Below are 15400 nucleotides of genomic sequence, written 5' to 3'. Positions count from 1 at the left end.
ATAACAACATGAAAAAATTCACAAAAATACTAACGGCATTTGTACTTGTAGCAAGTATGAATACAGGTTGTGCCCAAACTAAAAAAGTGGTGCAATTATCTGATGATGAGCGAATGGAGTGGTGGCGAGATGCCAAGTTCGGTATGTTTATTCACTGGGGAGCCTACTCTATAATTGGTGGAGAAAGAGGAGAAAAAATTGCAGGCGGTGGTGCTGAATGGGCAATGGATAAGTTGGATTATACTATTGAAGAGTACGAGAAGTTTCCGGCAATGTTCAATCCTGAGTTGTTCAATGCAGATGATTGGGTGAAAATGGCGAAAGATGCCGGTATGAAATATATCGTTATCACCTCTAAACACCATGACGGATTCGGTCTATGGGACTCCAAAGTATCGGATTATGATATTATGGATGCTTCACCCTTTAAACGCGATATTATTAAGGAATTGGCAGAAGCCTCAAGAAAGCAGGGAATTAAGTTTGGAGTGTATCACTCCATCGTAGATTGGCACCATCCACAGGCGCAGGGAAATCTTTACCCTAATTACAATGCAGGTCAAAAAGACCAGACCGTTGTGAATCCTGAGTTTCCGCAGTACTATAAAAACTATCTCAAACCACAAGTGAAAGAATTGCTGACCAATTACGGAGATATTGATGTGGTTTGGTTTGATGGGGATTGGATTGCCGATTATACCACAGAAATGGGTAAGGAAATGTACGGTTTTATACGAGATATGCAGCCGAATACCATTATAAACAACAGGGTTGATAAAGGTAGAAAAGGCATGGAAGGCATGGATATGGAAGGGAATTTCGCAGGTGATTTTGGTACTCCAGAGCAAGAAATACCAGCAACGGGTATAGACGAAGATTGGGAAGCTTGTATGACCATGAACGGTACTTGGGGCTATAAGCCAGACGATACCAAATGGAAAAGTAGTGAAGATTTAATTCAAAAATTGGTCGATATTGTATCAAAAGGAGGAAACTTCTTGTTGAATATTGGTCCTGATGGTTATGGTAGATTTCCATCTCAAAGTATTAGACGATTAAAGGCTTTGGGCGATTGGACAGATGCAAACGGTGAAGCAGTTTATGGAGCAAAAGCTAGTCCGTTCGATATGCCTGAGTGGGGAAGATATACCTCAAAAGAAGGTGTAATTTATGCCCATATCTTTAACTGGCCAGAAGATGGCAAGTTGAAATTGAACAAAGCTATTAAGCTGAACAAAGCTTCCATGTTGACGAATGCAGCGACATTAAAGACTCAATCTACCGCAGATGGTATAGTTGTAGAATTACCAACAGAAAAACCTGATTCAGAGGTAATTGTTTTAAAACTAGAAATTTAGGTAATTTATTTAAGCGGATCATTGATCTAAATGGTGTTTCAAAAACTAGGATTGGGTGATATAAGGGTATTGTTAAAATGAAATCAAGAATTGTATTTGGGGTTAGTCTAATTTTCCTGTTTTTAGGTTGTACTAACCCTACAACCCCAGAATTTGACATAAAAGATGGGCTAATGTCCGTAGAAGCTTTTGTTTCAAATTTCCAAGGGTCTTCTTATGCCAAGATTTATAGGTTAAATGAGTTTAACGTTGGAGTAAATAGCTATGTGAATGTCTTTGAGAGTAATGCAGAGGTAACTTTTATAAATATTGACACCAATGAAACTATATCCCTCGAAGAAGATGAAGTAAATGAAAGGTATCTACCACCTTTTGATTTTGTAGCTGCAGAAGGAGATACTTGGCAATTAAATGTAAAATTGGAAGATGGTACGGAATATATATCCACACCTGAAACAATGGCTGAGTTGGTAGGTATTTCAGATGCCAAAGCTGTATATGAAAGTGAACTTGAGTATGTTGCCAGTAAAGACAAATTTGCGCCAGGTCATACAATTTTTGTAGATATAAATGACCCTCCAGAAAAAGGTAATTTTTATTATTGGAGTTATCGAACTTTTGAGAAAAAGGAGATCTGTGAAATGTGTTTTGAGGCCATGAATTTTAGAGATGGTAAATGTACCCTTTATACTGACCCTCAACGTGTAGACATACCACCCTATTTTACCTATTATTGTGAATCTGACTGTTGGCAAATACGTTATGATACTCGGGTTAACATTTTTGCGGATGACTTTGTAAACGGAAATTCCCTTCAATTGCCTGTTGCTACTTTATTATTATATAAAAAGAATAAAATTTTAGTGGAACTTCAGCAATACTCAATTTCACCAGCAGCATATAAGTACTTTGCTGTTTTAAAAGATATTGTTGACGACAACAATGGTCTAAATGCTCCTCCTCCAGCACCATTATTTGGAAATATCATTAATCCCAATGACGATCAGGAGGTAGTACTAGGTAGATTTACTGCTGCCGCCGGATCGGAAAAAAGGTTACTTATTGAACGTTCTGCCATAAAAGAAGACGCACTTGAGATAAGCCCTGTTCCTAGGAAAGAATCAAGCCCTATACCAGAAGATCAGAGGGTTTACGTGGCTCCATGTGGTTCGGAATCCCGCTATCTAACCTATATCGAGCCAGAGGGATGGAACTAAGTCTGTTTATTAATCCAAAGACAAGGCGCAAATGAAAACATCATTTTTATATCTATTGTACACAGGTTTTTTATTGATGGGGTCTAGCGTTCTAGGGCAAGATTATAATTTAACAATTAAACTAAGAAATAGTTTAACCGATGAGCCTTTAGAGAATGCCAATATTTTTATTGTGCCTTGTTCATGTGGTGGAGTCTCGAACACGAATGGTGAATTCTCAATACAATTACAGCAAGATGATTATTCTATACGTGTTTCACATATAGGGTTTGATGAGAATAGACAAAACATAACTTTAGAAGAAGATACGGTACTAGAGTTATTTCTTACTGAAAATAATGAGCAGTTGTCCGAGGTAGTCGTTAGGGCAAAGAAAAGGAATGAATTGTTGGAATCACCTCAAATGGGTGTGCTGCAACTACAATCCCAAGAATTGAAAAAAATGCCTGCCGCCCTTGGTGAATTTGATGTCCTGAGAAGTGTTACGCTAATGCCTGGCGTAAATAATTCAGGGGAAATAAGTAATGGAATTTCGGTGAGAGGAGGGTCTTTAGATCAGAATTTATTGTTGTATGATTATGCACCGGTATTTAATCCTACTCATTTATTTGGATTGTTTTCGGTTTTTACCCCGGATGCCCTGGCTTCGATAGATATTTACAGAGCTAATATTCCTGCAAGATATGGCGGTAGGTCAACGTCCGTATTGGATATAAAAGTGAGAAATCCGTATGTAGATAAGTTTAAATTATCTGGAGGGGTAGGTTTGGTATCTAGCAGACTAACCGTTGAAACACCTCTAATTAAAGATAAATTAATGGTCATGGCAGGCATACGTGCCGGATTATCGGATTTTTTACTGCCCATATTTTCAGAACGCTTAAAGAATACAAAAGCTAGGTTTTATGATAGTACAATAAAGCTTTTGTACCTACCTACAGAAAAAGATCAAATTTCATTCACGGGTTTCTATAGTGAAGATTTTTATCAACTTGATTTAATTACGAAGGTGGAAAACATCAATGCTGAAAATAATCAGTATGATTTTAAAACGTTGAACGGTACACTAAATTGGTCACATACCTTCAATGAAAAGGTAAGTTTAAAAACCATTTTTGTTGCAAGTAATTATTCACCAAAAAACACTTTTCCCGAATTGGAGAACACCAATGAAATAGAATATAAATCTGGAATACATTATACAAGCCTAATTTCTGAAGTATCAAATAAGGTCTCCGAAAAACTAGATTATTATACGGGTGTACAACTAAATAATTATAAGATCAATCCAGGAGAATTGGATCCTGGTTTATCAAACGGCGTATTACCAGTAAATCTTCTTGAAGAAAACAGTTATGAACTATCGGGCTATGCTAATGTGAATTGGAAACCTAAACGTAATTTGACATTATCTGCAGGATTACGCTACAATTATTTTCAGTTTAATGGACCATATGTTCTTAATAGTTACGATGAAGCAGGGGAAGTGGTCATAGAAAGTAATTTTATTGAGAAAGGTAAAAAAGTACAGTCATACAATAATCTAGAACCTAGGTTGGGTGTTAATTTTAAGGTTGATGAAAGTACTTCTGTCAAAGCAAGCTTCGCAAATGCAAATCAATATTTACAGAATGTGTACAACAGTACAACGCCCTTACCAACTTCTAGATGGAAAACTTCAGATAGTTTTATAAAACCACAAAGTAGTTATGCCTATGGATTCGGATTATATAAAAACCTAAAAAATAATGAAATTGAGGTGGGTGTAGAAGGTTATTTTCGTAGTTCTAAAAACAATTTGACCTATAGACCAGGAGCAGATTTCTTTTTGGCAGAATCTATAGAGCAAAGTGTAGCCCAAGTAGAAGGAAAAGCATATGGTGTAGAACTGAGTTTTAAAAAAAAGGTGGGCAATGTAAACGGATGGTTAAATTATGCTTGGTCTAGAAGTTTGCTGCGTTCAGATGAAGCCGTTTTAGCGAATAGGATCAACAATAATAATTGGTTTAGTTCAGATTTTGATAGACCTCATATAATTAATGCTTCGGTCAATATCATTGCCGACAAGTATAATACAGTTAGTTTTAATTTTACAGGACAAACCGGTAGACCGTATACCATTGCCAATGGTGTTTTTGAATTTGAAGATAAAAACGTTCCTATTTTTTTAGAACGAAATAATGATAGATTGCCAACATATCATCGGTTGGATTTTTCATGGAAGGTAGCTTACAGTAAAAAGAAAAATGCGCGTTGGTTGGGAGATTGGACGTTTACCGTTTATAATGTCTACGGACGAAAAAACGCTTATAGCAGATTCTACTCACAGCGAGATGGTAATATAGATAAGGATTTTTTCGGAGGATTTCCTTTAGGCTCTTACCAGTTAGAAGTATCCAACAGTCCAATTTTGGCACTTACCTATAACTTTACTTTTCAGTAGAAAAATAGCATGTAATTTGACGGTACTTTCATAAGGTACCCTATCAATTTGTTTAGAATTAAATATATCTCCGGTTTGCAATATTCCTTGAATTGCAATGAAATAAAGGTTGCGCATCATAATTTATATACATTGAACTATGATTTAAGCCATTTTTAAGTAAAAAAAGTAACATTGCTATAGCTATAAGAGATAGGCTTGTAGTTGATCATAAACAACAAGGTTATAAGAATTTTTTAATGCGAATATGGAAGAACGTAAACGACACATAGTATATGCACTTATTTTAGTTTTATCACTCATCATTTTAAATTCCTGTACGGGTCAAGAAAAGACAGAAGTTAAAAAGTTGGATATTAAAGCTTATTTGGATCTTGCCGATAAGGACACTATTTACCCTACGAGCAAGCAGATAGCAATGCTTAAAGAAGTTATGCCAAAAGAAGCATTTCAGCCAGCCCCAAAAATATCGAACAGGGCATATTGGAAAGGTATTGCGGAAACTACCTCGGGTAAAGAATATTTGGCAAAGGCATTAGAGCTTTTAGAAAGAAAACCCGAAGTGCCCATTACCGACAGTATTTATCGTCTTGCCAATAAAGATGGTAACCGAGGAATTTACAAACCAAGATACTACCGAACCATGGACCGTTTAGAACGTTTTATTCTTGCGGAGTGTATCGAGAATAAAGGGCGTTTTTTACCACAGATAGAAACGTATAGTAAAGCGATAATGAGCATGAAATCATGGTTGCATCCCAATCATGATGATGAGAATAATGGCGTTTTGGAAGGAAGAAGAGTTTCCATTGATTTGGGCGCTCGAAAATTTGGCGGAGTTCTTGCATTGGCAGAAAACCTGTTGGAAGATAAATTACCAAAGTCGTTACGAGACGACATTCATGTACAGCTACAAAAGCGTATTACCGATTCATATTTAAAAAGTACAAAGTATTTGGACGAAAATAATAAATGGATCAAGAGTACCAGTAATTGGAATTCGGTTTGTACAAGTGGGACGGTATTGACTACGATTACCAGTTCAGAAAGTTATGAAAAGCGTTTGGCAACAGTAGGTTCGGCGCTGAATAGCATGACGTATTATTTAAGCGGATTTGGTGATGACGGGTATTGTTCGGAAGGTTTGGGATATTGGGGCTACGGCTTTGGTCATTATTTGTATTTAGCTCAAATACTATATGATTATACAGATGGTAGAATCGATTTGTTTACATTCAATAATGCCGAAAAAATGAAAAATGTAGGCAACTTTCCTGAAGGTTTTGAAATTCAGAAAAAGGTCTGTTCTCCCTTTTCAGATGGTGTTTCCTCCATCTCAAGAAAGGGTAGCAATTTTGCCGATGTATTATCGGCTGAATATTACGGAGCTATTACGCCAACGGAAATAAGAATGGAAGAAGCAGCTGAACAATTAATTGCTTGGCAAAACCCAGAAATGTTTCAAGTTGCGGATACATCAAATACCTCGCAGTTACCTGATCATACTTATTTTAATGATTTCGGAATGGTCATTTCAAGGGGAAAGCAAGAAGTGCCCTTTTCAATAGCGGTAAAAGCGGGTCACAACGCAGAAAATCATAATCATAGTGATGTTGGTACCTATTCTTTGGTTTTAAACGATGAAATTATTGCTGGAGATATAGGAGCTCCATCGTATCGAGCAGGATCATTTTCGCCAGATAATAAAGCCAGAAGTTCTTGGGGGCATCCCGTACCCATGGTCAACAACACCTTACAGTCTAACGGAATTGAATTTAAGGGAATTATTACGGAAACAGATTTCAGTGGAAAAATAGATAAGGTGGTTATGGATATTTTACCTGCTTATGAGTTGCCCACGTTACAAACCTTAGAAAGGACCGTAACAAATGATAAGTCCGGAAAAGGAACCATAACCATAGAAGACCATTTTATAGCCACGGAACCCGTTAGTTTTGGTTCTGCAATAATGACTTTAAATGCGTATGAAATTATTGATGAAAATACCGTCATTCTAACAACAGAACATCAGAAAGTAAAAGCCGAAATTACGAGCGAGGGTTTTGAATTTAGAATTAAAGATGAACTAGTTCCTGTAAAGCATTTGAGAGAAGGCGGTCCTGCGTACAAAATAGGAATCGAAGCTAAAAATCTTACTGAAGAAGGGATTTTAAGAATTATATATACACCTTTTGAGGAATAGATGATTATAGAATAAAGAGAAAATAATTTGAAAAAACTAATATTACTTTCTATTGCACTTATAATAATAGGTTGCTCTGATGATAAAATCATTGAATTACCAATTACTATGCAAGATGGGTATGGTCCATTTTTGATCGGGTTGGGAGCAATTCATCCTTATTCAGAATTGGATGGTGGTATAGGAAAAGAAACTCAATTAAAAGTAGTAGGAATGCCTAAAGATTGGACTAATGTTCAAGTAGGGGATATTCTAACACATCAATCAGATAAATCTACAAAAAATAGAGTGGCATTAACTTACGGAAATGGAGTTAATGGTGAATTTAACATGATTGTTGATACAAATAATAACTACGATTTTAGTGATGATCCCGTTTTTAGACCCGTTGAAATAGCGGGTTCTTTATTTCATTTGAACAAAGATTCGCTAATGCAAAGTAGTGCTATTGATGTTAGTACCGAGCGTATAATTAATGGTGAAATCACTACCGAAAGTGTTCCACTTTTAATTATATACATGCCTGAATACAAGCAATTGTTATACAGTTTTGCACAATATGGTCAAGTAAATTTAGAAGGTAAGGAAATAGCTATAAAATCTAATAATTTTATGGATTTGTCATTTGAAAACATCCATCTTGCTATGAAGAATGTAGATATAAGTCAAAATCCTGCAACTTATATGGAAAATATTATTGCAAACAATGAGTACCTTCAAATTGGCAATAAAATCTATAAAAATTTAGGAGTTCGTAAAAATGAGAACAGCTTAGTATTGGAAATTATTGATAAGCCTAAAGGTCAAATATATTCTTCTCAGATAGGGTATAAAGCTTTAGAATTTAAAGGCAGGATACATCAAACTGAAAATAGGATATCACTAAGTAGTTTACATGGAAAATACGTGTTGTTAGATTTTTGGGCAACCTCATGTGCTCCATGTATTAAGGAATTTCCTCATCTTAAAGAATTGTACTCTGAAATAGATACCACCAAATTTGAGATTCTTGGTATTGCTGGTAATAGTTCTATTGATCAAATAAATTATATAATAAACAAGCATCAAATTTCTTGGCCTCAAATAGTATCTGACAATATTAATAAAATCAATGAAAAATATGGAATTATTAGCTATCCTAAAACTTTACTATTAAATCCTGAAGGTGTAATTATTGCTAAAGATTTAAGAGGGCAACAATTAGAGAATGAAATTAAAAGAATAATAAAATAATAACCAATTTTAGAATATTAAACATACCTATGGCCATAAAATTAAACATCAAACCATATCTGTTAACGAGTATTTTTTTCTCAATTACTTTTATCTTATCAGCACAAGACAATAGCAAAATCCCATTACCCACTAATTTAGAACAAGGCTACCCAAGACTGTACATTACCAATTCAGAAAAGAAAGACCTTCAAAAAACCATCAAAAAAGAAGCATGGGCAAAAGATGTTTTGTCAGGGTTACATGAAAAGGTAGATGAGCACGTAGAACGTCATGTTTCTGATCCGGAATGGATGGTGTCTCGTTTACAGATGTATTGGAAAACAAAGTCTACCAACGTATATGTCAACGGAGTAGATTATTCACATGCAGACGGTGAAGCTCCTGTGCCAACCGTTAGATTTACAGGGTCTAGAAATTCTGCCACTGCATATGGCAAGCCAAAACTAGAAGATATACAACCGTATATGGATGATCCCAGAGGTCTGTATTTACCGAATAAAACCAAAGAAGGACATCCATTTGAATGGGCTGAACAGTCAGAAACCGGTAATATCATTGTTTCTATAAACGAGGATATTATTGGTTTGGCAAGAGATGCCGCTTTTTTGTATTGGTTAGAAAATGATGAGCGTTTTGCCAAGTTTTCCTATGATATTTTCCATACGTATATGGAGGGCATGTCTTACCGTAGCGAGCCTATAGATCTGTTGAATGGTCACATACAAACCCTTGTTGGTTTTACGCATTTTCAAGTAATACACGAACGGGCTTTGCGCGAAGTGTCCATTTTATATGATTTTTTACACGGATATATTGAAGCCAACCATCCAGAACATATAGCAATGTATGATAAGACCATTAAAAGATGGACAGACCAGGTCATTAAAAACGGCGTGCCACAGAACAATTGGAATCTTCACCAAGCAAATATCATTTTAAAAGCTGCAATGGTACTGCAAGACAATGAAAATTATGAGGATAAAAAAGGACGTGAATATTACATTGATTATATCTTGAATGTTACTTCGGCAAGGCAATGGTCGTTATCAAAATTTATAGATTATGGCTACGACGAAAGCAATGGAGTGTGGAACGAATGTCCGAGTTATTCTTTAGGAGTAACCAGCAGTCTTACACATTTCATCAGGGATTTTGACAATACTTTTGACCATAATATTCTGCCTTACACTCCGGTGATGGGCAAAGCGGTAAAAATGATGCCGCAATATTTATTCCCCAACAATCAGATCGTGGCATTTGGAGATTCATACTACGGACCCATAAGTACCGAAGCAATTGGGGATATGATTAGAATTGCCCAAAAAAATGGAGATGATGCGTTAGAAGAAGATTTTACAGGAATGTATCGTTTGTTCGTAAAAGATACGGAAGCATCAGGTAAAAATAGAGGCAGAAGAAATAAGGGTATATCTTCCTTTTTTGCCACAAAACCTTTGGTGTTGAATCCGAAGTACAAGCAGCACGATATAAAAGATTACATTACCCAGACATTTAATGCACCAAATGTAAGCTGGCATGTTCAACGAATGGGAAGCGGAAAAAACGGAATGATGGTTTCTTTGAACGGCTCTTTAGGTAACCATATGCACGCCAATGGTATTAATATGGAATTGTATGGTAAAGGCTTTGTACAAGGTACCGATCCAGGCAAAGGAGCAGGCTACTTAGAGCCAATTTATTTGGAGTATTACTCCCAATTTCCGGCACATAATACTGTGATGGTAGATGGGGCTTCCTCATATACCGAAATGTTGAGCTACCACGCTTTTGACCTTTTGGGCGAATATCCTAAATCAGAAGAAAAAGACGGCTTCTATGAAAATATCACCTATTCAGATGTATACTTTTTAGAACCGGAAACCCAGAGTGATCAAAGCAGATTGGTGAGTATTGTTAAAACAGGCGAAACTACCGGATACTATGTTGACATTTTTCGCTCAAGGAAACAACGCAAAGGCGATAAATTTCATGATTACTACTACCACAATTTAGGTCAGACCATGAGTGTGATGGATGCCGATGGAAATCCACTAACATTAACACCCAGTGAAGAAATGGCGTTCGCCGGCGGACACCTTTACGCATTGGATTATATGTGGGATAAAAAATCGGTAAAATTAGATAAAGATTACCAAGCCGAATGGAAAATAGACATGCCCGAAGGTGAAGAAGATGTTTTCATGAACCTATGGATGAAAGGCACAGAGGGTCGTGAAGTATTTTCCATAAAATCACCACCGAATAAAGCATTCAGGGGCAATCATGGTATTCCCTACAAAGTTGATAAAGAACCATATTTAACCTTTGCGGCACGTCAACATGGCGAGGCATGGGAGCATCCGTTTATATCAGTATATGAACCCTTTACTTCATCCGAAGGAAAAAGCATTAGCAGTATATCCGGTTTTGAAGATGAAAATAATAGTAAAGGATTTGCAGGCTTGAGCATCACACATAAATCGGGTAGGGAAGATATGGTATTCTCTACAGTCGATAACCAAACAGCAAGCTATGGAGAAACGAGTACGAATGCCACATATGCTTTAATTGGTAAAGAGAATAACGAAAATTTAGTCCTGTTTATGGGCAATGGCACACAATTGACAACAAAAGATATAACGATTTCCGCTGCGGAAAAAGGCAATGTAGTGTTAGAGCGTAAAGATGGAAAATGGTATGTACACAATGAAATTCCTGTAAAGATAACCATCGATGGTGTTGCCAATGACTACCCAGTAGGTGAGTATCGATTTATAAAATAATAATAGATATGTGACTAGCATACATAGTACAGATGCTTATGAAAAGTACACGATACTTTATTTTTTGCCTAGGATTACTGGTGCTATCTAGTAGTTACGGTCAAAAAGAAGTAAAGCCGCCCAATATTATTTTCTTGATGACCGATGATCAAAAATGGGATAATATGGGGTGTTATGGCAAGCCCGAATTTAATACTCCTAATATTGATAAGTTGGCTAATTCTGCAGTAGTTTTTGATAGAGCGTACCAAGCAGTTGCAATTTGTATGCCCAGTAGGGTGACCATGATAACAGGTCGTTTTAACTCCAACCACAAGGTAGGTTTTGTTGCTCCTACCGACTATACTTTATCTCAAAGCGATTTTAATAATGGGTATCCTGCCATTCTAAAAAAAGCAGGATATCGTAACGGATTTATAGGGAAAGTTGGTTTTACGGTGACTAAAGAAGCACAGAGACCAAGTATGCCTAAAGAACATTTTTATCAACGGAATATGGCTGCTGTATTCGATTTTTTTGCCGGTAGTCAAGAACATGATAGAAATGGGGTGGTCATGTGGCCAGAAGATGATAAGGGTTTACAGGAAATATATAAAAAAGGAAGGGTCAATTCTGGGAGAACACTAAGAACGGGAGAGGCAATGTTACGCTTTATAGATACCCAACCCAAAAATCAGCCCTTTTGTTTATCGGTCAGTTTTTATGCGGTAAAACATGATAGGGATAAGGATATGTACATGCCTCATCATGATTTATTTAAGGATAAAGAATTGTCGGTACCAGAAAATTGGGTTGAGGGTGAGAATGATAAATTGCCAACGGTTGTGAAGGAAAATGCACGCGGAGTTCGTTTGCACAAACAAAGGTCGTCCACTCCAGAATTACAGCAAAAGTTGGTTCGTCGTTTTGCAACGCAAGGGTATAGTGTAGATGATCAAGTTGGTCTATTGGTGGCAAAATTAAAGGAAAAGGGACTGTTAGATAATACAATTATCATTTATACCAGTGATAATGGTCGTTTTCAAGGCACTCATGGTCTTTTTGATAAATGTTTGCTTTATGAAGAATCGGTGAAAGCACCATTAATTGTGTATGATGGTAGAGTACCGGAATCTGAACGTGGATTTAGGGAAAATGCCCTTATTTCATCCGTAGATATTGCACCCACTATTTTATCTCTGGCAGGTATAACCGCTCCTAAAAGTATGCAGGGCAAAGACTTTAGTAACCTGTTGAATAAGACTCAAGATATGTCTCAATGGCGAAACGCCGTATTTATGGAAGACCTCTTTATTGAAGAAATGTTTCACCAACGTTACAAAGAAAATGTTGATGAAATTAACCAAGAAATGATAAACGCCAACAGGTCTTACCGCAGTCGTGGAATAAGAACAGATCGTTATAAATATTTTGTTTACTACGAACACAACCCTAAAATAGAGGAATTGTACGATGTAGAGAATGACCCTCTTGAGCAAAATAATCTGGCGAATAATAAGGATTATGTTGATGTATTAAAGCGCTTAAGAAAACAAACGGAAGAAATGTATTTAGAGGCACTGCGCTAGCTAGAACTATGGAAGCAACATTTTCTATGACAATTAATTTATAAGAAATGATAAAGAAATATTCGGGAATTCTATTCTTACTGCTTTTAGTGGCTATGGGTAATGGTCATGCACAACAGGAAAATCCTTTAAAATTATGGTATACGGCACCAGCGGCAGATTGGAACGAAGCTTTGCCTATTGGCAACGGTCGTTTGGGAGCGATGGTTTTCGGTAGTCCAACAAGTGAAAATATACAGTTGAACGAAAGTACACTTTGGGCAGGTGGTCCGCACAGAAACGAAAATCCAAAGGCAAAAGAATCATTATCGGATATACGAGAATTGATTTTTGAAGAAAAATATGATGAAGCCCATAACTTAGCTAATCGAGATTTTATTTCAAAAACCTCTCATGGAATGCCCTATGAAACGGTTGGAAATTTGAGATTGAATTTTAAAGATCAAGAAAATTACACCAATTACTATAGAGAACTGGATATTGAAAATGCAGTGAATACCATCATGTACACGGTAGAAGGAGTGGAATATAAACGGGAGGTTTTCTCCTCCTTTACCGATGACGTTATTGTAATGAGACTTACCGCAAATAAAGAAGCTCAAATTAGTTTTACGGCAACAATGGATCGCCCCGCACCTGCCAAAGTTAGCTTGTTTAATGAAGGTGATGCTATTTTGGTCATGACAGGTTTTGGTAGTGATAATAAGAACAAACGCTTACCGGAAAATGCAGACTCAATTAAAGGGGAAGTAGAATTTGATGCCAGAATAAAAATAGTTCCGGCGGGGGGAGCGATAACGTCAACAGCAAAAGAATTAAAAGTAACGAAGGCAAATAGCGTGATGCTGTACATCTCAATAGCTACAAATTTTGTCGACTACAATAATGTAAGTGCAGATGCCCATAAAAGGGCGGCAGATTTTATGGTTAAGGCAACATCTAAAACCTTTGATGAATTGGTAAGCCGTCATTCAGATTTTTACCAAAAGTATTTTAACCGGGTCTCATTGAATTTAGGCAGTACAGATGCGGTAAAAAATCCCACCGATGTTAGAATAAAAGAATTTAGTACAGGTTTTGACCCATCGCTTGTTGCGTTGTATTTTCAATTTGGAAGGTATTTATTGATCTCCTCATCGCAACCTGGTGGTCAGCCAGCAAACTTACAGGGCTTATGGAATAATCTATTAGTCCCACCTTGGAAAAGTGCATATACCGTAAATATCAATACTGAAATGAATTACTGGCCTTCTGAGGTCACCAATTTATCGGAAATGCATAATCCATTAATTGAAATGGTAAAAGACCTTTCAATAACGGGTAAAGAAACCGCCAAGGTTATGTATGGTGCAGATGGGTGGGTAACCCATCATAATACCGATCTATGGAGAATTACAGGTCCCGTAGATGGTGCAACATGGGGAATGTGGCCAACTGGTGGTACATGGTTAAGCCAGCACTTATTCGATAAATTTGAATTTAATGGAGATTTAGATTATTTAAGTACGGTCTATCCCGCCATGAAAGGTGCTGCGCAATTCTGTTTAAGCATCTTGACCCCCGAACCTGAAAATGGTTTTCTGGTAGTTTCGCCATCTATCTCTCCAGAACATGGTCCTATGAACCGTTCTAAAAATGTGTTCATTTCGGCAGGGACTACCATGGATAATCAGTTGGTGTTCGATATGTTGACAAAAACAATAAGAGCAGCAAAATTACTACGGGTAGATGATAAATTGGTAGTTGAAATGCAGTCCGCTTTGGCGAAGCTACCACCAATGAAAATTGGTCAACATCATCAGCTTCAAGAATGGATGCAAGATTTAGATGACCCAACAGATGATCACCGTCATGTATCTCATTTGTACGGTTTGTATCCTTCCAATCAAATTTCACCATATAGAAATCCGGAATTATTTCAAGGAGCTAAGAATACCCTTATACAGCGGGGAGACCCTTCTACAGGCTGGTCAATGAACTGGAAAATTAATTTGTGGGCTAGAATGTTAGATGGCAACCACGCTTATAAATTAATGGGCGACCAGATTAAGTTGGTCGGTAGACCAGATTCACCAAAAGGAGGTGGTACCTATGCCAATATGCTCGATGCTCACCCACCATTTCAAATAGACGGTAATTTTGGGTTTACTTCGGGTCTTGCGGAAATGTTGGTGCAAAGTCACGATGGAGCAATTCATTTGTTACCTGCATTACCAGACGTATGGGAAGATGGTGAAGTAATAGGTTTACGAGCTCGAGGAGGATTCGAAATAACTTCCTTAGCATGGAAAGAAGGAAAAGTTGTAAAAGCAATAATAAAGTCGAATTTAGGAGGGAATCTTAGAGTGCGTTCATACAGTAAACTAAAAAATCAGAATGCAAAGGAATTGGCTGCTGCATCCGGAGAAAATAAAAATCAATTTTATCAAGTGCCAAAAATAAAAACGCCGGTCGTTTCCGAAGCGACGAAATCAGAAGGGCTAGATTTAAAACCAACATTCTTATATGATATACCTACAAAAGTTGGGCAAGAGATCATCTTGCTTGCTAACTAGTAGTATAAAAGTCAAACTTACTTTTTTGCTTTAGTGC

At 36.9% G+C, this 15400-nt stretch carries 8 protein-coding genes; all 8 read left to right on the top strand.

What is annotated here, in order from left to right; translation table 11 throughout:
* Positions 1-8: 8 nt before the first annotated feature.
* The gene (locus DCS95_RS04795) at positions 9-1358 is read left to right on the top strand and encodes an alpha-L-fucosidase (RefSeq protein WP_116769673.1); all 1350 of its coding nucleotides are present in this window, start codon (positions 9-11) and stop codon (positions 1356-1358) included.
* A gap of 77 nt (positions 1359-1435) precedes the next feature.
* On the top strand, positions 1436-2575 hold the full coding sequence (locus DCS95_RS04790; protein ID WP_116769672.1) for a DUF4249 domain-containing protein: 1140 nt from the start codon (positions 1436-1438) through the stop codon (positions 2573-2575).
* 31 nt (positions 2576-2606) lie between these two features.
* A complete protein-coding gene (locus tag DCS95_RS04785; RefSeq protein ID WP_116769671.1) occupies positions 2607-5018 on the top strand; it encodes a TonB-dependent receptor in 2412 nt (803 codons plus the stop codon).
* Between the two features lie 247 nt (positions 5019-5265).
* Entirely contained in the window at positions 5266-7221 is a 1956-nt protein-coding gene (locus DCS95_RS04780) for a heparinase II/III family protein (protein ID WP_116769670.1), read from the top strand.
* Between the two features lie 27 nt (positions 7222-7248).
* A complete protein-coding gene (locus DCS95_RS04775; RefSeq protein ID WP_116769669.1) occupies positions 7249-8454 on the top strand; it encodes a TlpA family protein disulfide reductase in 1206 nt (401 codons plus the stop codon).
* A 29-nt stretch (positions 8455-8483) separates the two neighbouring features.
* On the top strand, positions 8484-11240 hold the full coding sequence (locus DCS95_RS04770) for an endo-acting ulvan lysase-like protein (RefSeq protein WP_116769668.1): 2757 nt from the start codon (positions 8484-8486) through the stop codon (positions 11238-11240).
* A 38-nt stretch (positions 11241-11278) separates the two neighbouring features.
* Positions 11279-12808: a sulfatase-like hydrolase/transferase gene (locus DCS95_RS04765; protein ID WP_116769667.1), complete on the top strand. Its 1530-nt coding sequence runs from the start codon at positions 11279-11281 to the stop codon at positions 12806-12808.
* A 47-nt stretch (positions 12809-12855) separates the two neighbouring features.
* Complete coding sequence (locus tag DCS95_RS04760) at positions 12856-15363, top strand: glycoside hydrolase family 95 protein (protein ID WP_116769666.1); 2508 nt, start codon at positions 12856-12858, stop codon at positions 15361-15363.
* Positions 15364-15400: the final 37 nt, after the last annotated feature.

This window comes from Maribacter litoralis (assembly GCF_003075045.1).
In the GTDB taxonomy this organism is placed as follows: Bacteria; Bacteroidota; Bacteroidia; order Flavobacteriales; family Flavobacteriaceae; genus Maribacter; species Maribacter litoralis.
Note: the sequence above shows the minus strand (reverse complement) of the source record. Positions and strands in the feature narration are given on the sequence as shown.

Excerpts from the sequence above, each read along its gene's own strand:
- DCS95_RS04770 (WP_116769668.1), top strand. The coding sequence starts at position 8,484 with ATGGCCATAAAATTAAACATCAAACCATATCTGTTAACGAGTATTTTT.
- DCS95_RS04795 (WP_116769673.1), top strand. The coding sequence starts at position 9 with ATGAAAAAATTCACAAAAATACTAACGGCATTTGTACTTGTAGCAAGT.
- DCS95_RS04765 (WP_116769667.1), top strand. The coding sequence starts at position 11,279 with ATGAAAAGTACACGATACTTTATTTTTTGCCTAGGATTACTGGTGCTA.
- DCS95_RS04790 (WP_116769672.1), top strand. The coding sequence starts at position 1,436 with ATGAAATCAAGAATTGTATTTGGGGTTAGTCTAATTTTCCTGTTTTTA.
- DCS95_RS04760 (WP_116769666.1), top strand. The coding sequence starts at position 12,856 with ATGATAAAGAAATATTCGGGAATTCTATTCTTACTGCTTTTAGTGGCT.
- DCS95_RS04785 (WP_116769671.1), top strand. The coding sequence starts at position 2,607 with ATGAAAACATCATTTTTATATCTATTGTACACAGGTTTTTTATTGATG.
- DCS95_RS04780 (WP_116769670.1), top strand. The coding sequence starts at position 5,266 with ATGGAAGAACGTAAACGACACATAGTATATGCACTTATTTTAGTTTTA.